The sequence below is a fragment of the Microbacterium sp. K27 genome (assembly GCF_004794435.1).
Classification (GTDB): domain Bacteria; phylum Actinomycetota; class Actinomycetes; order Actinomycetales; family Microbacteriaceae; genus Microbacterium; species Microbacterium maritypicum_A.
In genome coordinates, this window is record NZ_SSDK01000042.1 from 63,941 (window position 1) to 87,465 (window position 23,525).

The 23,525-nt window shown below is 69.3% G+C and carries 18 protein-coding genes and 1 other RNA gene; 16 read left to right on the forward strand and 3 right to left on the reverse strand.

The annotated features are described in order from the left end of the window. Window position 1: 1 nt before the first annotated feature. On the forward strand, window positions 2-892 hold the full coding sequence (gene trhO / locus DW307_RS13335; RefSeq protein WP_029258727.1) for an oxygen-dependent tRNA uridine(34) hydroxylase TrhO: 891 nt from the start codon (window positions 2-4) through the stop codon (window positions 890-892). 4 nt (window positions 893-896) lie between these two features. Here the strand turns inward: trhO and DW307_RS13340 are convergent, their stop codons facing one another. From DW307_RS13340 to DW307_RS13350, 3 genes are read right to left on the reverse strand one after another with little or no spacing between them, the layout of a single operon-like run. Continuing rightward, entirely contained in the window at window positions 897-3,164 is a 2,268-nt protein-coding gene (locus DW307_RS13340; RefSeq protein WP_136024956.1) for a transglutaminase family protein, read from the reverse strand. Further along, window positions 3,151-4,341, reverse strand: coding sequence for a DUF58 domain-containing protein (locus DW307_RS13345; RefSeq protein WP_021199149.1), 1,191 nt, complete (start codon window positions 4,339-4,341; stop codon window positions 3,151-3,153). The genes DW307_RS13340 and DW307_RS13345 overlap by 14 nt, the downstream gene beginning before the upstream one ends. Window positions 4,342-4,352: 11 nt before the next feature. Beyond that, window positions 4,353-5,342 (reverse strand): AAA family ATPase, encoded by a 990-nt coding sequence (locus DW307_RS13350; protein ID WP_136024957.1) that lies wholly within the window; start codon window positions 5,340-5,342, stop codon window positions 4,353-4,355. 143 nt (window positions 5,343-5,485) lie between these two features. Here DW307_RS13350 and ffs point away from each other — a divergent pair. From ffs to DW307_RS13425, 15 genes are all read left to right on the forward strand, one after another. After that, an RNA gene (gene ffs, locus DW307_RS13355) (signal recognition particle sRNA small type) lies at window positions 5,486-5,582 on the forward strand. Window positions 5,583-5,665: 83 nt separating this feature from the next. After that, window positions 5,666-6,277 (forward strand): rhomboid family intramembrane serine protease, encoded by a 612-nt coding sequence (locus DW307_RS13360; RefSeq protein WP_136024958.1) that lies wholly within the window; start codon window positions 5,666-5,668, stop codon window positions 6,275-6,277. Further along, window positions 6,274-6,993 carry a hypothetical protein gene (locus tag DW307_RS13365; RefSeq protein WP_136024959.1) on the forward strand — a complete coding sequence of 240 codons (720 nt, stop codon included), beginning with the start codon at window positions 6,274-6,276 and terminating at the stop codon, window positions 6,991-6,993. The genes DW307_RS13360 and DW307_RS13365 overlap by 4 nt, the downstream gene beginning before the upstream one ends. Before the next feature lie 65 nt (window positions 6,994-7,058). Beyond that, window positions 7,059-9,191, forward strand: coding sequence for a phosphate acetyltransferase (gene pta, locus DW307_RS13370; RefSeq protein WP_136024960.1), 2,133 nt, complete (start codon window positions 7,059-7,061; stop codon window positions 9,189-9,191). Then, window positions 9,188-10,408 (forward strand): acetate/propionate family kinase, encoded by a 1,221-nt coding sequence (locus tag DW307_RS13375; RefSeq protein WP_136024961.1) that lies wholly within the window; start codon window positions 9,188-9,190, stop codon window positions 10,406-10,408. Before pta ends, DW307_RS13375 begins: the two co-directional genes overlap by 4 nt. Before the next feature lie 112 nt (window positions 10,409-10,520). Further along, entirely contained in the window at window positions 10,521-11,279 is a 759-nt protein-coding gene (locus DW307_RS13380; RefSeq protein ID WP_136024962.1) for an HAD family hydrolase, read from the forward strand. Continuing rightward, on the forward strand, window positions 11,276-13,780 hold the full coding sequence (locus DW307_RS13385) for a glycoside hydrolase family 65 protein (RefSeq protein WP_136024963.1): 2,505 nt from the start codon (window positions 11,276-11,278) through the stop codon (window positions 13,778-13,780). Before DW307_RS13380 ends, DW307_RS13385 begins: the two co-directional genes overlap by 4 nt. A gap of 45 nt (window positions 13,781-13,825) precedes the next feature. Beyond that, window positions 13,826-16,102, forward strand: coding sequence for a DNA polymerase III subunit gamma and tau (locus DW307_RS13390; protein ID WP_136024964.1), 2,277 nt, complete (start codon window positions 13,826-13,828; stop codon window positions 16,100-16,102). Beyond that, a complete protein-coding gene (gene recR, locus DW307_RS13395; protein WP_021199140.1) occupies window positions 16,102-16,695 on the forward strand; it encodes a recombination mediator RecR in 594 nt (197 codons plus the stop codon). Before DW307_RS13390 ends, recR begins: the two co-directional genes overlap by 1 nt. Further along, complete coding sequence (locus tag DW307_RS13400; protein ID WP_031206964.1) at window positions 16,692-17,609, forward strand: DMT family transporter; 918 nt, start codon at window positions 16,692-16,694, stop codon at window positions 17,607-17,609. The genes recR and DW307_RS13400 overlap by 4 nt, the downstream gene beginning before the upstream one ends. A gap of 227 nt (window positions 17,610-17,836) precedes the next feature. Continuing rightward, the gene (locus DW307_RS13405) at window positions 17,837-19,117 is read left to right on the forward strand and encodes an aspartate kinase (RefSeq protein ID WP_029258718.1); all 1,281 of its coding nucleotides are present in this window, start codon (window positions 17,837-17,839) and stop codon (window positions 19,115-19,117) included. Between the two features lie 180 nt (window positions 19,118-19,297). Further along, a complete protein-coding gene (locus DW307_RS13410) occupies window positions 19,298-20,368 on the forward strand; it encodes an aspartate-semialdehyde dehydrogenase (RefSeq protein WP_029267275.1) in 1,071 nt (356 codons plus the stop codon). Between the two features lie 83 nt (window positions 20,369-20,451). Continuing rightward, the gene (locus DW307_RS13415) at window positions 20,452-21,924 is read left to right on the forward strand and encodes a malate:quinone oxidoreductase (protein ID WP_021199136.1); all 1,473 of its coding nucleotides are present in this window, start codon (window positions 20,452-20,454) and stop codon (window positions 21,922-21,924) included. 9 nt (window positions 21,925-21,933) lie between these two features. Further along, window positions 21,934-22,587 carry a thymidine kinase gene (locus DW307_RS13420; protein WP_021199135.1) on the forward strand — a complete coding sequence of 218 codons (654 nt, stop codon included), beginning with the start codon at window positions 21,934-21,936 and terminating at the stop codon, window positions 22,585-22,587. Window positions 22,588-22,800: 213 nt separating this feature from the next. Continuing rightward, window positions 22,801-23,523, forward strand: coding sequence for a FadR/GntR family transcriptional regulator (locus tag DW307_RS13425; protein ID WP_136024965.1), 723 nt, complete (start codon window positions 22,801-22,803; stop codon window positions 23,521-23,523). Window positions 23,524-23,525: the final 2 nt, after the last annotated feature.

Below are 23,525 nucleotides of genomic sequence, written 5' to 3' on the forward strand. Positions count from 1 at the left end.
GGTGGCAACACCCAAGATCGTCCTCTTCTACGCCTTCACTCCTCTTGCCGATCCCGATGCCATCCGCGTCTGGCAGCGAGACCTCGGTGAGGCGCTCGGACTGCGCGGACGTCTGCTCATCTCGAAGGACGGCATCAACGGCACCCTCGGCGGTGACATCGGCGCGCTGAAGAAATGGCTGCGCTCGTTCCGCTCGTACCGTCCGTTCGCCGACGCCGACATCAAATGGAGCGAGGGGACCGGTGTGGACGCCGAGGGACGCAGCCTCGACTTCCCCAAGCTCAGCGTCAAGGTGCGCGACGAGATCGTGTCGTTCGGTGCGCCCGGTGAGCTCCGCGTCGACGAGAACGGCGTCGTCGGCGGCGGCACGCGCCTGACGCCCGAAGAACTGCACGGTCTGATCGACGAACGTGGCGACGATGTGGTGTTCTTCGACGGTCGGAACGCGCTCGAAGCGCAGATCGGACGCTTCCGTGGCGCGGTCGTCCCCGACACCGAGACGACCAGGGATTTCGTCGAGCTTCTCGATTCGGGCATCTACGACGACCTCAAGGGCAAGCCCGTGGTCACGTACTGCACCGGCGGCATCCGCTGCGAGGTGCTGTCGAGTCTGATGACCGCCCGCGGGTTCGGTGAGGTCTACCAGCTCGAGGGCGGCATCGTCCGATACGGCGAGAAGTACGGCGACGACGGCCTGTGGGACGGATCGCTCTACGTCTTCGACGGCCGGGGCTCCGTGGACTTCTCCGACCATGCCGCGGTCATCGGAGAATGCGTAGGATGCGGGGCAGCGACCAAGCGCACCGCGAACTGCCCCGATCTCTCGTGCCGATCGCAGTTCGTGGTGTGCGAGGAGTGCGGCGCTGTGCCCTGCACCTCTCACGCTGCCTGACGGGTCAGATCGTCACACCGGGCTCGGCGGCTCTCGGGGCGTACAGGGAACGCGGGATCAGCACGGCCCGCACCCTGGTGGCCCGATCGGCGCTCTGCCGCAGGCTCGTGAGAACGTCGCCCAACGGCTCGGCGAGGTCGTCCGTCGCCTCGCCGGGGCGGGCGTAGTTCGAGCGCTCGACCGCATCGGTGAGGTGTCGTATCGCCTCGGCCCCCACGCCGTTCTGCCGCACCAGTCCTGCCGCGCGCGTGCGTGGCGTGTCGGCGTCGGACACCGGGATCTGCAGGTCGATCAGGGTGTCCCGGAGTTCCGCCCATGCCGCAGCGGAATCTCCTCGACGTGCCCTGTTCAGCCGCGCTCGGCGTTCCACGAGCCGGATCAGTGCGGGAAGCAGGAGCAGCACGACGATGCCGAGGGCTGTGAAGACCACCGGCGTCGGGTCGAGGCGGCGCAGGTCGTCGCCGCTGGCCGCGTCGCCGCCGGCATCGTTGCGGTCGATCTCGGGACCCGAGGTCTGCTCGGCCTGCGGTGCCGTGGTCGGGGCCGGGGCGGACGGGCTTCCGGAACCTCCACCCTGCGTCGCTCCGGGGCGGAAGGCGGTGGGCACACCCAGAGACGCGGTGGGCTCGAACGGAACCCATCCGATACCGGGGAACAGCACCTCCGGCCAGGAGTGCAGCCGGTCGCTGGTCACGGAGAACACCGACTCGCTGCCGCGCTTCTCGTCGGTCAGCGAACCGGGAAGGTATCCGACGACGATGCGCACCTGCATGCCCAGGCTCTCCGCCATCAACGCGAACGCCCCCGCGAAATGGACGCAGTATCCCGACCGCGCCTCGAGGAATTCCGCGACGGCTTCCGCCCCGGTGCCGTCGAAGCCTTCCTCCACCGGGGTCTCCAGCGAGTAGGCGAACTGCGAGCGGAACCAGTTCTGCAGCGCGATGAGCCGGTCGTAGTCGGTGCTCGCCGCCGCGGTCACGTCGTCCGCAAGCTCACCGATGATCCCGGGGAGCTCGACCGGTTCGGCATCGGGATCGACGACGGGGGCGGCGGCATCGATCGCGCGGATCTGCTCGAGGGTGGGGATCAATCTCGACGACGTGACCGTGTAGTCGTTCCCGACGGCGTCCGCGCCGCGGGAGTACAGCGTGCGATTCTCGGGGGCGATCCTCCAGGCATTGCTGAGTCCCTGCACGGCGGTGGCGGGATAGGGCACCGGGAGCCAGGAACTCGACATCCGCAGCACGCGGATGGAGGTGTTCTGTTCTTCCGTCGCGATGTCCTCGCCCCATTCCGGGGGGCCGAATCCGTCGTTCTGCGCCTGCAGGTCGCCGTCGTCCGGCTGCCAGACGCGGCCGTCGAAGCGCGAGAGCGTGGTCAGACGCAGGTACGGTGCCGTGTCGCCTTTCGCGGCAACGGTGAGGACTTCGACCGGATTGGGCTGGCGCAGGTCGTCTCCGAGACGCAGCGAGGCGTCGACCGTGACGCCGACCCCGTTGCCGGCGAGGCTCGCGGTGACGGGCATCATCGGGGCGATGGCCGCTGTCGTCGCCAGCGCGGCGGCTCCGAGCGCGACGGCCAACGACGTCGACGAGCGGCGCGGGGATTCCGGATGCCGGCGTGCGGTGTAGCGGAGGAGGAGCAGGGCGACCACGCCGAAGAGCAGGAACCAGGCCACGTTCGTGTCGCCGAGCGTGACGATCATCGGCACGGCGCCGATGACGCCGGTCAAGAGGACGGCCAGCACGGCCGAACGATGCGCGACGAGATGGTCGAGGAGGATCGCGACGACCGCGAAGCCGATGCCCATCACCGCAGCGAGGCCGGGGGAGGGATCCAACGGCGCGGATCCGAACACCACGGCCTCGACGGCGGAGGCCCCGAGCACGCCGAACAGCGTCAGCGTCGCCGATGTCGGGACGATCCCGAAGATGGCGGTGTCGCCGGCCACGAGCAGCGTCACGACGGCGATGGCGACCACGATCTGCACGGCGAAGGTGACGATGTCCTGCGCCCACGCCGCTCGTCGCCGCAGCAGGTGTCGCGTCAGCATCCCGGTGCCCGCCACGGCGACGATCACGGCGATCACGGTGAAGGACCACGCCCCGGGGCCGATCACCGAGGTGAACGGCCACATCGCCGTGAGCGCCGCCATCGCCGCGAGTGCGCCGGGGCCGACGATGCCGGCCGGCTCCTCGTGGTCGCGGTGCCAGAAGGCCGGCCTGCGCGTGGCGACGGTCGGCGCCGGCGGGGCCTGCTCAGCGCGGAACATCGCCGACCCCGATCCGGGCCGAGACGGCGTCTTCCCACGCCGCGGGGATGTCGTCCCCGAGTGGGGCCACCGTCCATCCATGGCGGACGGAGGCCTCGGTGGCGCCGGGGAGCAGCTCTGTGCTGAACAGCATCGGTGCAGCGGCACCTGCTGAACGCAGCAGGGCCGCATCCTCCTCGTCGAGGCGGCCCGTGATGTAGACGAGCGGACCGGGCGGGGTGCCGCCGACGAGCGCCATCAGGTCACGGCTCTCTCCGCGCGGGGTGACCGTCGCGAGCGCAGCGAGCAGACCGTCGCGATCGTCTTCATGCCCGCGAAGCGCGCCGAGCAGCGTTCCTGCGCTGTCGAGAACGTCGACGCTGTACCCCTCCGATGCGAGGTGCACGGCCGCGGAGGCGCACAGGGAGACCGCTGCTTCGAAGGCGGGATCCTCGTCGGTGCCCGGTGCGTCCCAACGGCGCCCGCTGCGGTCGAGCACGACCACTGCGTCGGGGCTGGACTCCTCCTCTTCCTGACGCACCATCAACTGACCGCGATGCGCGGTCGCCCGCCAGTGGATACGGCGCATCGAGTCGCCCGGGATGTATCCGCGGGGCGAGAGGTTGTCGCTTCCCTGCCCGAGCCGGGTGGAGGAGGTGTGCGCGGTGCCGCCGGCGGCACCGACACGCACGGCCAGCGGGGCGAGCGCGAACACCTCGGGAACGACCGTCACGCTCCTCGTCTCGCCGAATGCCTGCTCGCGCTGCGCCAGACCGAACGGGTCGACTGTGCGCAGCATCAGCGGCCCGAGGGGCCAGACGCCGCGTCGAACACCGGTGATGAGGTACGTCAGCTGGCCGGTCTCGGGGGGATATTCACCGCCGGAGTCTCCGGAGACCGCGTCGGGGAGCACATCGTGCCAGAGCCCCCGCGGCACCCGGATCGCTCGCAGCGAGAACCGCACCGTCACTCGTGACGTCTCGGACACGGTCAGCAGATCGGTCGAGATCTGGCGGGTGACCGTTCCGGATCGTCGTGGCAATCGCACCGCGATGAGGGAGAAGAGCGTGACGGCCGCGAGCAGCACGCCGATGTAGAGCAGGACGCGCGTGCCGAGGAGGTTCGCGGCGATCATGCAGCCGAGCGCGGCGACGAGCGCTCCGGCACCGCGGCCGGTGAGGGATCGACGTCTTCGCATGATGAGGTCTGTCAGGAACGCGTCGCGACGGGGACACGCACCCGCTCGACGATCTGGGTGAGGGCGGCCTCGACCGGTTGCGCGCCGGCGCGATGTGCGCCCCTGGCCGGGAGCAGGCGGTGCGCCAGCACAGGGATGAGCAGCGCGGTGATGTCGTCGGGGATCACGTACTCGCGTCCGTCGAGAGCAGCCCACACCTTCGCGGCCCTGACCAGCTGCAGGGTGGCCCGAGGGCTCGCACCGAGATGCAGGTTCGGGTCGGAGCGGGTGGCTTGGGCGAGCGCGACGGCGTACTCCTCGAGCGCGGGGGCCACGTGCACCGAGCGCGCCCAGGCGATGAGGTGGGCGATGGACGCCGCGTCGGCGACGGGCGACACGGCCGCGAGGGGGCTGACGACATCACGCTGGCGCAGCATGAGAGCCTCGGCGGCGGCATCCGGATACCCCATCGAGATCCGCATCATGAACCGATCGCGCTGCGCTTCGGGCAGGGCGTAGGTCCCCTCCATCTCCAGCGGGTTCTGGGTCGCGACGACCAGGAACGGCTCGGGCAGCAGGTGCGTGGAGCCGTCGACGGTGACCTGCCCCTCCTCCATCGCCTCCAGCAGAGCGGACTGCGTCTTGGGGGAGGAGCGGTTGATCTCGTCGGCGATCACGATGTGCGCGAACACCGCGCCGCGCTTGAATTCGAATTCGCGATCCACGGGGTTGTAGACGGACACCCCCGTGACGTCGCCGGGCAGCAGATCGGGCGTGAACTGGATGCGGCGCACCGTCGCATCCACGCTCGCGGCGAGGGCCCTGGCGAGCATGGTCTTGCCGACCCCTGGAACGTCTTCGATCAGCAGGTGCCCCTCGGCGAGGAGGCATACGAGAGCGCTGCGCACCGCGTCCGGCTTGCCGTCGATGACCTGGCCGATCGAGCCGAGGATCGCAGACGTCTGTGCGGCGAACCTCTCGGCATCCATCGATACCGGGGTCAGGGGGGCGTTCTCTGGCATGCGTTCCCTCTCACGTCGGCGCTGCGGTGCGCGTGACTCGATCGTAACCCTGCACGGGGTGCGCCGCTCTGGCAGGTTCCCCTGAGGATGCACGTGGAGACGTGCGCGGTTCGGACCATCGCGCCGGTCGGGTTAGGATGGTTGACGGCTCTCCGCGTGGCGGCATCCAGGCCAATTCCCCCAGGGCGGAAACGCAGCAAGGGTAACCGGGCTCTGCTGGGTGCGCGGAGAGTCATTTTCTTTGTGCGGGCGTCTCGTTCGTGTGCGGGCGTCTCGCCCCGGGCGCACAGCCCTCTCGTGGCTGCACCTGCGACAATCGTCCGGTGACCGTCACCCCGCCGCCGCAGACGCAGCATCCGCTCGGCCGATTCGCCTCGCCGGTGCTGCTGCTCGTCGCGATGTGGGTCGTGCAGTTCGCCGACGCGATCCTCCCCGGCTCGTTCACCGGATTCGGGCTGCGGTCCTGGGACGTCTCCGGACTCGGCGGCATCGTGCTCGGGCCGCTCCTGCACGCGAACTGGCAGCATCTCATCGCGAACTCCGTCCCGTTCCTGGTGCTCGGCTGTCTCGTCGCGGTCGAGGGCACGCGACGGTTCTGGACCGTCACCGCGATCGTCGCCGTCGTCGGGGGCATCGGCACCTGGGTGTTCAACGCTCCCGGCACTCTGACGGTCGGGGCGTCCGGGCTGGTCTTCGGCTACTTCGGGTACGTCGTGATGCGGGTGTTCGCCCCCGGCCGTGTGGCGCACCGCATCCTGTACGCCGTGATCGCGATCGTCGTGATCGCGCTGTACGGCGGCTCGATGCTGGCCGGCGTCCTCGGCGTGGCCGACGGCATCTCCTGGCAGGGGCATCTGTTCGGGGCCATCGGAGGTGGCATCGCCGCCCTCGCCGGTCGCCGGCCGCGAACCGCCGGCGGAGCCCTCGCGCCATGAGCGCCGCACCGGCATCGCGGGCCCGACGCAGGCCGACGAATAAGCCGGCAACCAGAGGCACGCGCACGAAGAGCACGACGAACACCAAGAAGACCAGGAAACGCCGCGGTCCCGGCGCGCGACGGCAGGCGGCGAATCGCCTGCGCAGGCGGAAGGTCCTGCAGCGCATCCTGATCTCCGGGGGCGCCGTCGTCGTCGCCGTCGGTCTGTTCGTGCTCATCCCCCTGGGGCTCGCGCGCGATCCCGCGCCGATCTGCATCGACCGCCCGCAGACGTTTCCTGCGGAGGGCATCGAGGGATGGAGTGGTGAGCAGCTCGAGAACGCGGCGACCATCATCCGCACCGCCGCGGTTCTCGGCTACGCGCGTGAGGGGCAGATCCTCGGGGTGATGACGGCGATGGGGGAGAGCAGCCTGCGCAACATCGACTACGGCGACTGGGAGACGCGCGGATTCACCAACCCCGATGGAACCCGGACGACCAGCATCGGACTCTTCCAGCAGCAGGAGTGGTGGGGAAGCGTGGAGCAGCGGATGGATCCGGCGACCGCGACGACGCTGTTCTTCGATCGCCTCGGACGGCTCCCGGACTGGCAGACGATGGAGCCCTCCCACGCGATCCACCGGGTGCAGATCAACACCGACCGCGACTACTACTCGCGGTTCCAGGCGGATGCCACGGCGGTCGTCGATGCGATGTCCGGACCGTGCGAGTGACGTCGCGGCATTTGACCCGGTGAGACGCTCGGTGCGTTCATGGATGCCGCGCCTAAGCTGAAGTCGTGGCGCAGAGCATCTACATCACCTCGGCCGAAGGCCATACCGGAAAGTCGACGATCGCCCTCGGGGCGCTCGACGCTCTGATGCGCGTCTCGCCGCGGGTGGGCGTGTTCCGTCCGATCGCCCGCTCGGTCACCGCGCGCGACGAGATCCTCGAACTGATGCTCGCGCACGACGGGGTGAACCTCGACTACGAGGACTGCATCGGCGTCACCTACGACGATGTGAGGGCCGACCCGGAGGGCGCCCTGTCGACCATCGTCGCGCGGTTCAAGGCGGTCGAGGCCCAGTGCGATGCCGTCGTCGTCATCGGCAGCGACTACACCGATGTGGCCAGCCCTGCGGAGCTCGGTTTCAACGCCAGGATCGCCGCCAACCTCGGAGCCCCGGTGCTCCTCGTTCTCAGCGGTCGCGACCAGCAGCGCCAGGCCGAGCAGTTGGGGACCACCACGGCGCGGTCGGCCGCCGCGATCGCGCAGATCGCGGCGCTCGCCCTGTCCGAGTTGACGGAGGAGCGGGCGGAGCTGTTCGCCGTCGCGGTCAACCGCGCCGACCCGGAGGCGCTCGACGCCATCATCGAGGCGGTGCATGCCGCGCTCCCCGCGGAGAGCACGCCGGTATGGGCGATCCCCGAGGACCGTGCTCTCGTCGCGCCGTCGATCCGTGGCATCCTCGCGGCCGTCGACGGCACGCTGCTCAAGGGCGACGACGATCGTCTCACGAGGGAGGCGCTGACGATCGTCGTCGCGGGCATGTCGATGGTGAACGTGCTGCCCCGACTGACCGAGGAGGCGGTCGTGGTGATCCCCGCCGACCGCACCGAGGTACTGCTGGCTGCGCTGCTCGCCGATTCGTCCGGCACCTTCCCCCGCATCGCCGGCATCATCCTGAACGGGCCGTTCCCGCTGCCGGAGCCGATCGTGCGACTGCTCGACGGCTTCGCCTCGTCGGTGCCGATCATCACGACGGATCTCGGCACCTATGACACGGCGGTGCGCGTGATGAGCACCCGCGGACGCATCTCCGCCGATTCGCGCAGCCGCTATGACCGTGCGCTCGGCCTCTTCCAGGCGCATGTCGACATCGCCGAGCTCACCGAGCAGCTCGGCCTCGCCGAGGCTCACGTGGTGACTCCGCTGATGTTCCAGTACGGACTCATCGAACGCGCACGCGGGGACCGCCGCCGCATCGTGCTGCCGGAGGGGGACGACGATCGCATCCTGCGCGCCGCGGCCACGCTGCTCGCGAGAGAGGTCGCCGACCTGACGATCCTCGGCGACGAGGCAACCATCCGCGCCCGCGCCGTCGAACTCGGCGTCGACATCACGGCGGCCCAGGTGCTCAGCCCGACCGATCCCGAGCTGGTCGAGCGCTTCGCCGCGGAGTACGCCCGGCTACGGGCCCACAAGGGCATCACGCTCGCCCAGGCGGCGGACACGGTGACCGACGTGTCGTATTTCGGCACGATGATGGTGCACCTCGCCCTCGCCGACGGGATGGTGTCGGGCGCCGCGCACACCACCGCTCACACGATCCGCCCGTCGTTCGAGATCATCAAGACCAAGCCGGGAGTGAACGTGGTCTCCAGCGTGTTCCTGATGGCGCTCGCCGACCGCGTGCTCGTCTACGGCGACTGCGCCGTGATCCCCGACCCGACCAGCGAGCAGCTCGCCGACATCGCGATCTCCTCCGCGACGACCGCCCGGCAGTTCGGCATCGATCCGCGCGTGGCGATGCTGTCGTACTCGACGGGGGAGTCCGGATCCGGTGCGGACGTCGACAAGGTGCGCGCCGCCACCGCCCTCGTGCGCGAACGGGCGCCCGAGCTCCCGGTCGAGGGGCCGATCCAGTACGACGCCGCCGCGGATGCGGCGGTGGCCAAGGCCAAGCTCCCCGGCTCCGCCGTGGCCGGACGGGCGACCGTGTTCGTCTTCCCCGACCTGAACACCGGCAACAACACCTACAAGGCCGTGCAGCGCTCAGCCGGCGCCGTCGCGATCGGCCCGGTGCTGCAGGGGCTCAACAAGCCGATCAACGACCTCTCCCGAGGTGCGCTCGTCGACGACATCGTCAACACGGTGGCGATCACGGCGATCCAGGCGCAGGGAGCCGAGCAGGCGGGAGAGGCGGCATGAGCGCCATCCTGGTCATCAACAGCGGCTCCTCCTCGTTGAAGTACAGCCTGATCGACATCGAGCAGGAGAATCTGCTCGCGAGCGGGCTGATCGAGCGCATCGGTCAGGAGATCAGCCCGGTCGCGCACACAGTGCGCCCCGCGGTCGACGGCGACGCCGTGCCGACCATGCTCGACGCCACCTACCGCAGTGAGAGGCCGATCGCCGATCACGCCGCCGCCTTCGAGGTGATGCGCGAGCAGTTCGTCACGCACGGCCCCTCTCTCGACGAGCATCGCCCCGTCGCTGTCGGGCACCGTGTGGTCCACGGCGGCGCCCGCTTCTACGCCCCCACGCTGATCGATGCCGACGTGGAGCGGCAGATCGACGAGCTCGCGGTGCTCGCACCGTTGCACAACCCCGCGAACCTCGCCGGCATCCTCGCCGCGCGCGCCGTGTTCGACGGCGTTCCGCACGTCGCGGTGTTCGACACGGCCTTCCATCAGACGCTCCCTCCCGCCGCCTACACCTACGCGATCGATGCGGCGCTCGCCGCGGAGCACCGGGTGCGCCGCTACGGCTTCCACGGCACGAGTCACCAGTACGTCAGCGAGTCCGCCGCCGCGTTCCTCGGTCGTGACCTCGGGGATCTCCGGCAGCTGGTGTTCCACCTCGGCAACGGGGCCTCGGTGACCGCGATCGACGGCGGCCGCTCGGTGGAGACCTCGATGGGGCTCACCCCTCTCGAGGGGCTCGTCATGGGCACGCGCTCGGGCGACATCGATCCGGCCGCGCTCGTGCACCTGTCGCGCCGTGCCGGGCTGTCGATCGACGACCTCGATTCTCTGTTGAACACCCGCAGCGGACTCGCCGGTCTCGCCGGGCGCAGCGACATGCGCGACATCCTCGCGGGCGTCGAGGCGGGGGAGGACGCGGCGATGCTCGCGTTCGACGTGTACGTGCACCGGCTGCGCGCCTACGCCGGCGCCTACATCGCACAGCTGGGCGGAGTGGACGTCATCTCCTTCACCGCCGGCGTGGGCGAGAACGCCGCGCCGGTACGCGCCGGCGCGATGGCGACGCTCGGCTTCGCCGGTGTGGAGATCGACCCCGCCAGGAATGCGGCACGAGAGCGCGGCATCCGCCGGATCTCCACGGATGCCTCTCCGGTGACGGTCCTCGTCGTGCCGACCGACGAGGAGCTGCAGATCGCGCGGCAGACGGCGGAGCTGCTCTGATCGCTGCGCCGATCCTCCCGCAGGGGTTACCCCGCGGTGCGCGACCGCATTACGCTTGCACAGTGGCACGGAGAGGTGCCGGCCCGACGATCGCCCTTCTCCTGGAGGCTCTGTGCCTGAAGCACTGCCCGACCTGTTCCACGCCGACGGCGTGCTCTTCGACCTCGACGGCGTGCTCACCCCGACGGCCGAGGTGCACATGCGCGCCTGGAAGGCCGTGTTCGACGATGTGTTCGCGCGATGGGGGATCACTCCGCCGTACACCGATGCCGACTACTACGATTACGTCGACGCCAAGAAGCGCTATGACGGCGTCGCGAGCCTGATGCACAGTCGCAACGTCGAGCTGCCGTGGGGCGACGTCGACGACGACCCCTCGGCCGAGACCGTGTGCGGTATCGGCAACCGCAAGAACGCCGCGTTCGCCGCATCGCTGCGCGGCCAGGGGATCGCGCCGTATCCCGGCTCGCTCGCACTCGTCGAGAGCCTGCATTCCGCCGGAGTCCCGCTCGGCGTGGTGTCGAGCTCCAAGAACGCCGAAGAGGTCCTGGGGGCCGCGGGCCTGCGCTCCTTCTTCCGGATCGTCGTCGACGGCGTCGTGGCCGAACGCGACGGACTCGCCTCCAAACCCGCCGCCGACATGTTCGCCGCCGGTGCCGTCGCCCTCGGGATCGACCCCGCCCGTGCGGTCGCCGTGGAGGACGCCACGTCCGGCGCCGCCTCCGCTGCGGCGGCCGGCTTCGCAACCGTGGTCGGCGTCGACCGTGGCACGGGTGCCGACGCCTTGCGCGCGGCCGGCGCTACCGTCGTGGTCGACGACCTCGCCGTCCTCCTTCCCTCTTCCCGCACCGACATCCCGGAGACCGCATGATCGACCGCGACCGCTTCCCCGTCGACCCGTGGCGTCTGATCGACACTCACTACTCGGAGGAGGGCGTCGGAGAGACGCTGTTCTCCGTCGGCAACGGCTATCTCGGCCTGCGCGGCAACCACATCGAGGGTCGCGGCGCGCAGGAGCACGGCACGTTCATCAACGGTCTGCACGAGACCTGGCCGATCCGTCACGCCGAGCAGGCCTACGGCTTCGCAGAGGTCGGGCAGACGATCGTCAACGCGCCGGATGCCAAGGTCATGCGCGTGTACGTCGACGATGAGCCGGTCTCGCTGGACGACGCCGATGTGCGCGAGTACCGGCGCACACTCGACCTGCGCACCGGCGTGCTGGAGCGCCACGTGGTCTGGGAGACCCCGTCCGGCAAGCGCGTGCGCATGCGCGACGAGCGCATCGTCAGCTTCGAGGAGCGTCATCTCGCCGTGCTGCGCCTCGAGGTCGTGGTCGAGAACGCCGACGCCCCCGTCACCATCAGCTGCCAGCTGCTCAACAGGCAGGACGGCGCCGGCGTATACGCGGGCACGCCGATCGGCACGAAGGCCGCGGCGTTCGACCCCCGCAAGGCCGAGAAGATCGCCGATCGCGTGCTGGAGCCCGCCGAGCACTGGCAGGACGGGCTGCGATCCGCGCTCTCCTATCGTGTCGCCGATTCGGGCATGACCGTCGCCGTGGTCGCCGACCACGTCGTCGAGACCGAGAACGAGTACAACGCCCGCACGCTGGTGGAACCGGACATCGCCAAGAACGTGTTCCGTGTGCAGGCGAAGGCCGGCGTGCCGATCACCGTGACCAAGCTCGTCAGCTACCACACGTCGCGAGGCGTGCCCCCGCGCGAGCTCGTCGACCGCTGCCGTCGCTCGCTCGACCGGGCGGCGGACGAGGGCGTCGAGACCGTGTTCCGTCGGCAGCGGGAATGGCTCGACGCGTTCTGGGAGCGCAGCGACGTGCAGATCGGCGGGCGCGACGACCTGCAGCAGGCCACCCGCTGGTGCCTGTTCCAGCTCGCCCAGGCCTCGGCGCGTGCCGACGGCGCCGGAGTCCCCGCCAAGGGCGTCTCCGGTTCGGGATACAGCGGGCACTACTTCTGGGACACCGAGATCTACGTGCTCCCGTTCCTCACGTACACCTCGCCACGCTGGGCATACAACGCGCTGCGCGCCCGCGCGCGCATGCTCCCGGCCGCACGTCGTCGGGCCGCGCAGCTCAACGAGGCGGGGGCGCTCTTCCCGTGGCGCACGATCAACGGCGAGGAGGCCTCGGCCTACTACGCGGCCGGCACGGCGCAGTACCACATCAACGCCGACATCAGCTTCGCCCTGGGCAAGTACGTGCGTGCGACGGGGGACGAGGAGTTCCTGCGTCGGGAAGGCGCCGACATCGCGATCGAGACCGCCCGGTTGTGGGCGACCCTCGGCTTCTGGCGTGCCTCCCGGTTGATCGAAGGCATGCCGGGGGAGGGGACCGAGACGTTCCACATCCACGGCGTCACCGGCCCCGACGAGTACACGACGGTCGTGAACGACAACCTCTACACGAACGTCATGGCGCGCTACAACCTCCGCTACGCGGCCAAGATCGTGCGCGAGATCAGGGAGAGCTATCCCGACGACTACGTGAAGCTGGTCGACCGCACCGGCCTCGGCCCCGGCGAGGCCGAAGCCTGGGATCGCGCCGCAGAGGCCATGTACATCCCCTACAGCGAGGGCCTCGGCATCCACCCGCAGGACTCCCTGTTCCTCGAGCGCGAGGTGTGGGACCTCGCCAATACGCCCGCCGATCAGCGTCCGCTCCTGCTGCACTTCCACCCCCTCGTGATCTACCGGTTCCAGGTGCTCAAGCAGGCCGACGTCGTGCTGGCGCTGTTCCTGCAGGGCAATCACTTCACGCCAGAGGAGAAGAAGGCCGACTTCGACTACTACGACCCGCTGACCACCGGCGACTCGACTCTCTCGGCCGTCGTGCAGTCGATCCTCGCCGCCGAGGTGGGGTATCAGGACCTCGCGCAGAAGTACTTCGAGCAGTCGCTGTTCGTCGACCTGCACGACCTGCACCACAACGCGGCGGACGGCGTGCACGTCGCTTCCGCCGGCGGGGTGTGGACGGCTCTGGTGTGCGGTTTCGGCGGGATGCGCGACTATGCCGGCGAACTGAGCTTCGACCCGCGGCTTCCGGCGAGCTGGCCGTCGCTGTCGTTCCCGCTGCAGTGGCAGGGATCGACGCTGCACGTGACGGTGACTGCGGCCGAGCTGCGCGTGCAGGTGAGGAACGGACCCCCCGTTCCCTTCAGCGTGCGAGAGACCGCGTACATCGCGACCGTCGACGACGAGGTCGTCGTGCCGCTCGCGGATCAGGGTCCCCTGCTCCCCGGTCGTCCGACGCTCCGACAGTTCGCCGACGCTCGACGCGAGGACGGCACGCGCATGTCGGCATCCGTTCCCGTGATCACGACGACGATCCCGGTGATCGAGACGATCGACTGATGCTCGGGCCCGCCGAAGGTCGGTGGCACGCCGTAGGCTGTTGAGGTGACCACAGCCCTCTACCGCCGCTACCGACCCGAGACGTTCGGCGAGATGATCGGGCAGTCCCAGGTGACCGATCCGCTCATGACGGCGTTGCGCGGTGACCGGGTCGGCCATGCCTATCTGTTCTCCGGCCCCCGCGGGTGCGGCAAGACCACGTCCGCGCGCATCCTGGCGCGGTGCCTGAACTGCGCCGAGGGGCCGACCGACGTGCCCTGCGGCGTCTGCCCGAGCTGTGTGGAGCTGTCGCGGGCCGGCGGCGGATCACTCGATGTCGTCGAGATCGACGCGGCGAGCCACAACGGCGTCGACGACGCGCGCGACCTGCGCGAGCGGGCGACATTCGCCCCCAGCCGCGACCGGTACAAGATCTTCATCCTCGACGAGGCGCACATGGTGACGCCCCAGGGCTTCAACGCGCTGCTCAAGCTCGTCGAAGAGCCGCCGGAGCACGTGAAGTTCATCTTCGCGACCACCGAGCCCGAGAAGGTGCTGGGCACGATCCGCTCGCGCACCCACCACTACCCGTTCCGGCTCGTCCCGCCGGCCGCGATGCTCGAGTACGTCGCCAAGCTGTGCGCCGAAGAGGGCGTGATCGTCGAACAGGGCGTCCTCCCGCTCGTGGTCCGCGCCGGCGGCGGCTCGCCCCGTGACACGCTCTCGCTGCTCGACCAGCTGATCGCCGGCTCCGACGCCCCCGCAGGTTCGGAGACGGTCACCGTCGGCTATGCGCGCGCCGTCTCCCTGCTCGGGTACACGCATGCCGCCCTCCTCGACGAGATCGTCGACGCGCTCGCCGCGGGCGACGCGGCGACCGCGTTCCCCGCGATCGACCGGGTCGTGCAGACCGGGCAGGACCCCCGTCGCTTCGTCGACGATCTGCTCGAGCGTCTGCGCGATCTCATCGTGATCGCGGCGGTCGGCGCCGGCGCATCCGCCGTCCTGCGCGGTATCGCCGAAGACGACCTGGAGCGCATGCGCGCCCAGGCCGCAGAATTCGGCTCCGCACGCCTCTCGCGCACGGCCGACGTGGTGAGTGCGGCACTCGACGACATGTCGGGAGCCACATCTCCGCGCCTGCATCTCGAGCTCATGGTCGCACGGGTGCTCGCGGGAGCGACGGATGCCGCCGTGGCTGCGCCCGCGCCGGCGGGGGAGCGTACCGCGGCTCCCGCCCGACAGGTCGCGACCCCGGCAGCGCCGGCGCCTTCCGCGTCATCCACGATCGCGGCTTCGGCAGGTTCATCGGCTCCCGTCAGCCCGGCCGCCTCCACGCACACGCCGGAGCCGGTCGTCGTCGAATCCGCTCCTGCTTCCGCTGCTCAGACTCGGGTCGTCGAGCAGGCGGCGAGCGAGAGCGTCGGTGCGGTATCCGACGGTGCCGCACCGGAACCCGCGGCTCCTGCAGAACCCGCGGCTCCTGCGGCATCGCAGGGACCGGTCACGTTCGAGCGCATCCGCGCCGCGTGGCCCGCCGTGCTGACGCGGCTCGAGAGCATCAGCCGCACGTCCTGGCTGCTGGCCACGGCCGTGCAGCCCCTGGCGTACGTCACCGAGACCGAGGTGCTCACGCTCGGATTCACCAGCCAGCACGATGTCGCCAAGTTCAAGGGCACGACCCCGGGCTCAGGGCCTTCCGACCACCTGCGTTCCGCGATCGAGAACGAGCTCGGCGTCCGCGTGAAGTACCTCCCCGCCCCGATGCCGACCGGGGGTGCCCCGCGCCAGCCGGCGTCGTCCGGATCCTCGGCACCGACTGATTCCGCTCCCGCATCGGAGCCTGCGTCAGCGCGTTCCCCTCGTTCGCAGGTCCGTGGCGCGTCCGCATCGTCGGTGACGGAGTGGGCCGTCGCGTCGATTCCGACCGCGAACGAGGAGTCGGTGCGCGACGCTCCGATACCGTCCGCGCCGCTCCCCGTCGACGATGAGCCCGAAGAGGTCGAGGCAGCGGCCTCGGCACCGGTTCCCCCGTCCGACGGTGTCATCGATCGCGACGAGCCGCCGCTGCCCGGCGACGACGAGGCTCCGGCCTACGACGACGAGCCTCCGTACGACCCCTCGTACGAGCCGCCGGCCGACCCGTCCGTGTCGCGCGGGGCTGCTCCCGAACGGTCGGCGCCGCAGAACCAGCGCACGGCCGTCGCCACTCCGCCGGTCGTCATCGAGCGTTCGCCCTCCGTCGGAGGAGTGCAGCGCTACGGTGAAGCCGTGATCCGCCAGGTGCTCGGCGCGACATTCCTGCGCGAAGAGCCCTACGAGCCCCCGACGAGGTTCTCCTGATGTACGACGGCATCGTTCAGGAGTTGATCGACGAGTTCGGTCGGCTCCCCGGCATCGGCCCGAAGTCCGCGCAGCGGATCGCGTTCCATATCCTGCAGACGCCGACGTTCGACGTCGCCCGTCTCGCTGAGCTGCTCAGTGAGATCCGTCTCCGCGTGCGGTTCTGCGAGATCTGCGGCAACGTCGCCGAGCAGGAGCGTTGCGCCATCTGCCGCGACCCGCGTCGCAGCCAGGCGCTGATCTGTGTGGTCGAAGACGCCAAAGACGTCGCCGCCATCGAGCGCACCAGGGAGTTCCGGGGCCTCTACCACGTCCTCGGCGGAGCGATCAGCCCCATCGCCGGCATCGGACCGGACGACCTGCGCATCGCCCAGCTCATGACCCGCCTCGCCGACGGCACCGTGCAGGAGGTCATCCTCGCCACCAACCCCAATCTCGAGGGGGAGGCGACCGCGAGCTACCTCAGCCGCCTGCTGACGACGATGCAGATCACGGTCTCCCGTCTCGCTTCGGGCCTGCCCGTCGGCGGCGACCTCGAGTACGCCGACGAAGTCACCCTCGGCCGCGCCTTCGAAGGCCGGCGCATCCTGTGAGCCCCCACACGGGCTTCTCACGTCGTGGCTGGCTCCTCTTCGGTGCCATGGCGCTGCTGTGGGGAGTTCCGTATCTGTTCATCAGCGTCGCGGTCGAGTCGTTCTCGCCACCGGCGATCGTGGCGGGGCGCACGCTCATCGCGGCTCTGCTGCTGCTGCCGTTCGCCCTCCGCAGCGGTGCGCTGCGTGCCGCTCTGAAGCACTGGCCGTGGGTGCTCGCGTTCGGCGTCGTCGAGATGGCGGGCCCCTTCCTGTTGCTCGGGCACGCCGAGATGACGCTGCCCTCCGGCATGACGGGCCTGCTGGTGGCGACCGTGCCGCTGTTCGCCGCTCTCATCGCCCTCGGCGGTGGCGACCGTGGCGTGCTGCGGCCGGCCCGCGGGATCGGTCTGCTCGTCGGGTTCGTCGGTGTCGCGGTGGTGGTCGCGGGTCCCGGGCTCTTCGGTGGTGAGGTCAGTCTTCTCGCGGCCGGCGAGGTGCTGCTGGTCGCGGTGCTGTATGCGACCGCGCCCTTCATCGTCGCTCGCAAGCTCAACGATGTGCCGTCCCTCGGCACCATCACCCTCTCTCTTCTCATGATCGGGATCTTCTACCTCCCGATCGGGCTGCTCACTCAGCACGAGGTGCCCACTCTGCCGTCGATCGTCGCGCTGCTCGCGCTCGCCGTGATCTGCACGGCGGTGGCCTTCCTGGCCTTCTTCGCACTCATCCGCGAAGTCGGTCCGGTGCGCGCGCCACTGTTCACCTATGTGAATCCGGTGGTCGCGATAGTCCTCGGAGCCCTCGTCCTCGCCGAGCCGTTGACGCCCGGCCTGCTGCTGGGCTTCCCGCTGATCATCGTCGGGTGCTGGTTCGCCGCCACAGGTGGTCGACTGCGCCCGGTCTCTCCCCAGGCTCTCCCGCCTTCCCTCTGAGCCGCGCCCCGCACCTCCTGCCGTGCGCCGCGCCGTGCACCTCCCACTCCGAGTCGTCGAGTGCACGGCTTGCCGCCGAGTGCACGGCTTGCTCACGCGAACATCCCGTGCACTCGGCGACATCCCGTGCACTCGATGCACCGCGACGCGACACATGCGCAACGGGGCATACGCGCCGATCGTAGAATGAGCGTGGGCGGATCCGCCCGTCATCCCAGGGAGTGATCGTGGCCCTCATCGTGCAGAAGTACGGCGGCTCGTCCGTCGCCGACGCAGAGAGCATCAAGCGCGTCGCCAAGCGCATCGTCGATACGCGTCGTGCCGGGCACGACGTGGTCGTCGCCGTGAGCGCCATGGGCGACACCACCGACGAGCTGCTCGATCTCGCCAACGAGGTCGCACCGATTCCCGCGCCCCGTGAACTCGACATGCTCCTCTCCAGCGGAGAGCGCATCTCGATGGCGCTGCTGGCCATGGCGATCCACTCCATGGGCTTCGAGGCGCGGTCGTTCACGGGCAGCCAGGCGGGCATGATCACCGACTCGCAGCACGGTGCCGCCCGCATCGTCGATGTCACGCCCGTGCGTCTGCGCGAAGCTCTGGACGAAGGCGCGATCGTGATCGTCGCCGGGTTCCAGGGCTTCAACCGCGACACCCGTGACATCACCACGCTCGGTCGCGGCGGGTCCGATACGACCGCCGTCGCCCTCGCCGCCGCGCTCGACGCCGATGTCTGCGAGATCTACAGCGACGTCGACGGCATCTTCACCGCCGATCCGCGCGTGATCCCGAAGGCACAGAAGCTCGACCACGTCTCGAGCGAGGAGATGCTGGAGCTCGCCGCCAACGGGGCCAAGGTGCTGTACATCCGCGCCGTCGAGTACGCACGCCGTCACGGCGTCCTGATTCACGCCCGGTCGACGTTCTCGTCGGCCGAGGGCACATACGTTCTGGGCGAGGGTATGAAGAACCCCCGCGAAGCCGAGGGAGCAGTCATGGAAGAACCGATCGTCGCCGGCGTCGCCACCGACTTCAGCCAGGCCAAGATCACGGTCGCGGGCGTGCCCGATGTGCCGGGCAAGGCCGCCGAGATCTTCAAGATCGTCGCGAAGTCGGGTGCGAACGTCGACATGATCGTGCAGAACGTCTCGGCCACCGGACGCACCGATATCTCCTTCACCGTTCCCAAGGCGGATGCGGCGGCCGCCCTCAAGGCCCTCGCCGGAGAGCAGACCGAGGTCGGGTTCCAGAACCTGATCCACGACGACCAGATCGGCAAGCTGTCTGTCGTCGGCGCGGGCATGCGCACGCACTCGGGTGTCTCCGCGACCCTCTTCGAGGCGCTGTCGGCCGGGGGGATCAACATCGAGATGATCTCGACCTCGGAGATCCGCATCTCGGTCGTGCTGCGCGACACCGACCTCACCGAGGCCGCGCGCACCGTGCACACCGCCTACGGACTCGACGGCGACGCCGAAGCCACGGTCCACGCCGGCACCGGCCGCTGATCTCCGCCGTTCATCGCCGTTTTCCTGCCGACTCCGTGCCCCATCGGGACGCAGCGCCGGCAGTTCGTGAGACCACGGTAGACTCGCCGAAACCCTGACACCGGCGCCAGGCGCAGCTTCATCACCCCGACGCCGCGCCCGAAGCCTCGTACGCAGTACCGCACGACGCCAAGGAACATCATGACCCGCATCTCCGATTCAGGACTCTCCGTCGCCATCGTCGGCGCCACCGGCCAGGTGGGCACCGTGATGCGCGAGATTCTCGCCGAGCGGTCGTTCCCGATCCGCGACCTGCGCCTGTTCTCCTCCGCGCGCTCCGCCGGCACGGCCATCGAGTTCGGTGGCGTGACGGTCATCGTCGAAGACGTCGAGACGGCGGATGTCGCGGGCATCGACATCGCCCTGTTCTCGGCCGGAGCCACCGCGAGCCGCGCTTATGCGCCGCGCTTCGCCGCCGCCGGCGCCGTGGTCGTCGACAACTCCAGCGCCTGGCGCATGGACCCTGAGGTCCCGCTCGTGGTCAGCGAGGTCAACCCGCACGCGATCGACGAGCGCCCCAAGGGCATCATCGCGAACCCGAACTGCACCACGATGGCCGCGATGCCGGTGCTGAAGGCCCTGCACGCCGAGGCCGGTCTCGAGCGTCTGATCGTGTCGACCTACCAGGCTGTCTCCGGCTCCGGCCTCGCCGGTGCCCAGGAGCTCCTCGGCCAGGTCGAGGGCGTGCTCGCACAGGGCGACACCCTCCGCCTCGTGCACGACGGGTCGGCGGTCGACTTCCCCGAGCCCGAGAAGTACATCGCGCCGATCGCGTTCGACGTGATCCCGTTCGCCGGCAACCTCGTCGACGACGGCGACAACGAGACCGACGAGGAGAAGAAGCTCCGCAACGAGAGCCGCAAGATCCTCGAACTCCCGGACCTCCGTGTCGCGGGCACATGCGTGCGGGTGCCGGTCTTCACCGGGCACTCGCTGTCGATCAACGTCGAGTTCGCCGGCGACATCACGCCCGAGCGTGCGCGCGAGGTGCTGAGCGTCGCTCCGGGTGTCGTGCTCGACGAGGTTCCCACCCCGTTGCAGGCCGCGGGGAAGGACCCGAGCTTCGTCGGTCGCATCCGCGCCGACCAGTCCGCCCCCGAGGGCAAGGGGCTCGTGCTGTTCCTCAGCAACGACAACCTGCGCAAGGGGGCGGCGCTGAACGCCGTGCAGATCGCCGAGATCCTGGCAGAGCGCCTGGCGGTCATAGCCTGACGGTATCCCCGCGATGTGGAAGCGGTCTGACCGGGCCGTGCCGCATGGTCGGCGGTGGCGTGCCCGCGAACTAGACTGGTTCGGTGACTGAAAACGTCGATGTCGTCCTGATCGGCGGTGGCATCATGAGCGCCACCCTGGGTACTCTCCTGCACGAGCTGCAGCCGGAGTGGAAGATCGTCGCCTTCGAGCGACTCTCCGAGGTGGCTCAGGAGAGCTCGAACCCGTGGAACAACGCCGGCACGGGGCACGCCGCACTGTGCGAGCTGAACTACATGCCGCAGCAGGGTGATGCCCCGCTCGACCCCGCCAAGGCGGTCTCGATCAACGAGCAGTTCCAGCAGAGCCGGCAGTTCTGGTCGTCGCTGGTGGAGAAGGGCGTGCTCGATGCGCCGTCGACCTTCATCAACGCGACGCCGCACATGACGTTCGTGCGCGGTGAGAAGGATGTCGCGTACCTCAAGAACCGGTACGAGGTACTCAAGAAGCAACCGCTGTTCGCGGGCATCGAGTACAGCGAGGATTCCCGCGTCATCAACAAGTGGGCGCCGCTCCTCATGCAGCAGCGGGTGAAGGGCGAGCCGTTCGCCGCGACCCGCGTTCCCGCGGGCACCGACGTCGATTTCGGCGCCCTCACGCACCAGCTGTTCGACCACCTGACCGACTCCGGCGTCACGCTGCGCACCAACCACGAGGTGCGCAGTCTGAAGAAGCAGAAGGACGGTACCTGGCTGGTCAAGTACCGCAACAGCATCGGTCACACCCCGAGCGAGGTCAAGGCGCGCTTCGTGTTCGTCGGGGCCGGCGGCTGGGCTCTCAAGCTGCTGCAGAATTCCGGCATCCCGGAGATCAAGGGCTACGGCGTCTTCCCGATCGGCGGCCAGTTCCTCAAGACCACCAACCCGACGATCGTCGCCCAGCACAAGGCGAAGGTGTACTCGCAGGCGTCGGTGGGTGCTCCGCCCATGTCGGTCCCGCACCTCGACACGCGTGTCGTCGACGGCGAGGCCTCACTCATGTTCGGGCCGTTCGCGACCTTCAGCCCGAAGTTCCTGAAGAACGGGTCGATGCTCGACATCGTCTCGCAGGTGCGCGCGCACAACCTGCTGCCGATGCTGCAGGTGGCGGTGAAGAACCCCGATCTCATCACGTATCTCATCAGCGAGCTGCTGAAGAACCACGCCAAGAAGGTCGACAGCCTGCGTACGTTCATGCCGACTGCGAAGGACGAGGACTGGACGCTCATCGACGCCGGCCAGCGCGCCCAGGTCATGAAGAAGGACCCGAAGAAGGGTGGCATCCTGCAGTTCGGCACCGAGGTCGTCGCGGCGGCCGACGGGTCGATCGCGGGTCTGCTCGGTGCTTCTCCGGGCGCCTCGACCGCCGTGCCGATCATGCTCGATCTGCTCAAGAAGTGCTTCCCCGCGGAGTACCCGGGTTGGGAGCCCGAGCTGCGCGCGCTGATCCCCACGTTCGGTGAGAAGCTGAACGAGAATCCGGAGCTCGCCGAGAAGTCGACCGCAGCGACCGCAGCCGCACTCGGCATCAACGTCTGAGGTCGCACCGTGGCGAAGCTCTACTTCCGCTACGGCGCGATGAACTCCGGAAAATCGACCGCCCTGCTGCAGGCCGCCTACAACTACGAGGAGCGCGGGCAGCACGTGCTTCTCGCGAAGCCGGCGATCGACACCAAGGGGGCATCCGAGATCGAGAGTCGACTCGGCGTCACCCGTCGGGTCGACTTCCTGATCGATCCCGATGACGACGCGCGTGCGATCTTCGCCGCACATCGCGGGCGCATGCAGCATGCGTCGGACGACGAGCTGCTGCCGGAAGGGCCGAGCGACGTCGCCTGCCTGCTGATCGACGAGGCGCAGTTCCTCACGCCGACCCAGGTCGATGATCTCTTCCGCATCGCGGTGGTCGACGGAATCCCGGTCATCGCCTACGGCATCCGCAACGACTTCCTCACTCATGCCTTCCCCGGATCCGCGCGACTGCTCGCGATTGCGCACTCGCTGGAGGAACTCAAGACGATCTGCCGCTGTGGGCGGAAGGCCGTGTTCAACGGTCGCGTCGTCGGTGGACGGTTCGTGTTCGACGGCGACCAGGTCGCTATCGACGAGGGCGCGACCGGATCGGCCTCGCCGGAGCTGACCACCTATGAGTCGCTCTGCGGTACCTGTTACCTCGAAGAGTCCGGTGGTCGCCTGGGCTGAGGCCGGCCCGATCCGTCGAGGCGCCCGTCGGCCGCTGCCGTCGCGCAGCCGTGCACAATCCAGGAAGACAGTCGGCCCCGTGCCGCGGTGAGCCGTCTGCGACGCACGTCGTCGTCTTCTTCCTGAGGTGCGCACGCGGGGCGGGGATCGAGCGTGCCTGTTTGCGTGGTCTGACCACACGCGATACTCTGTGGTCTGACCACAGGAGGTTCGATGACCGACCAGCCGGCGCGCGCATGGCGACTCGTGCTCGAGCACATCGAACGCGACCTCCTCGACGGACGTCTCGGTCCGGGTGATCGTCTCCCGTCCGAGCGTGATCTGGCATCCGAGCTCGGCGTCGGACGCTCGAGCGTCCGCGAGGCGTTCCGGGTGCTCGAAGTGATGGGGCTCATCCGCACGGCCACCGGCTCGGGCCCGCAATCGGGCGCCATCGTCATCGCCACGCCCACCGGTGGCATGTCAGCGCTGCTGCGGCTCCAGGTGGCGGCGCAAGGCTTCCCGCTCGACGACGTCGTGCGCACGCGTCTGGTGCTCGAAGACGCGGTCGTCGCCGCGATGGCAGGCGCCCCCGAGCGCGACACGGACCGCGCCCATGAACTGCTCGCCGCGATGGACGCCCCGGGCCTCGCCCCGTCGGAGTTCCTCGCCCTCGACGCGCAGCTGCACCTCTCGCTCGCCGAGGCCAGCGGAAACACGGTCATCGCCGCGATGATGGCGGGTCTTCGTTCCTCGATCGAGTCCTACGTGCAGGCGGGCGTCTCCGCGATCGCCGATTGGGGGGCGATGGCGACGCGGCTTCGCGCCGAGCACCACGCACTCGTCGCGGCGATCGATGCCGCCGACGTCGAGACAGCGCGTTCCCTGGTCCACACGCACATCACCGGCTACTACACGTCCGCGGGCCTGACCCGTGAGATCCACCCCCAGATCTGAGA

Bases quoted from the DNA above. Each gene is read 5' to 3' on its own strand.
- DW307_RS13385 (WP_136024963.1), top strand. From the start codon at position 11,276: ATGATCGACCGCGACCGCTTCCCCGTCGACCCGTGGCGTCTGATCGAC.
- DW307_RS13340 (WP_136024956.1), bottom strand. From the start codon at position 3,164: ATGTTCCGCGCTGAGCAGGCCCCGCCGGCGCCGACCGTCGCCACGCGC.
- DW307_RS13425 (WP_136024965.1), top strand. From the start codon at position 22,801: ATGACCGACCAGCCGGCGCGCGCATGGCGACTCGTGCTCGAGCACATC.
- DW307_RS13345 (WP_021199149.1), bottom strand. From the start codon at position 4,341: ATGCGAAGACGTCGATCCCTCACCGGCCGCGGTGCCGGAGCGCTCGTC.
- DW307_RS13365 (WP_136024959.1), top strand. From the start codon at position 6,274: ATGAGCGCCGCACCGGCATCGCGGGCCCGACGCAGGCCGACGAATAAG.
- DW307_RS13350 (WP_136024957.1), bottom strand. From the start codon at position 5,342: ATGCCAGAGAACGCCCCCCTGACCCCGGTATCGATGGATGCCGAGAGG.
- DW307_RS13375 (WP_136024961.1), top strand. From the start codon at position 9,188: ATGAGCGCCATCCTGGTCATCAACAGCGGCTCCTCCTCGTTGAAGTAC.
- recR (WP_021199140.1), top strand. From the start codon at position 16,102: ATGTACGACGGCATCGTTCAGGAGTTGATCGACGAGTTCGGTCGGCTC.
- DW307_RS13410 (WP_029267275.1), top strand. From the start codon at position 19,298: ATGACCCGCATCTCCGATTCAGGACTCTCCGTCGCCATCGTCGGCGCC.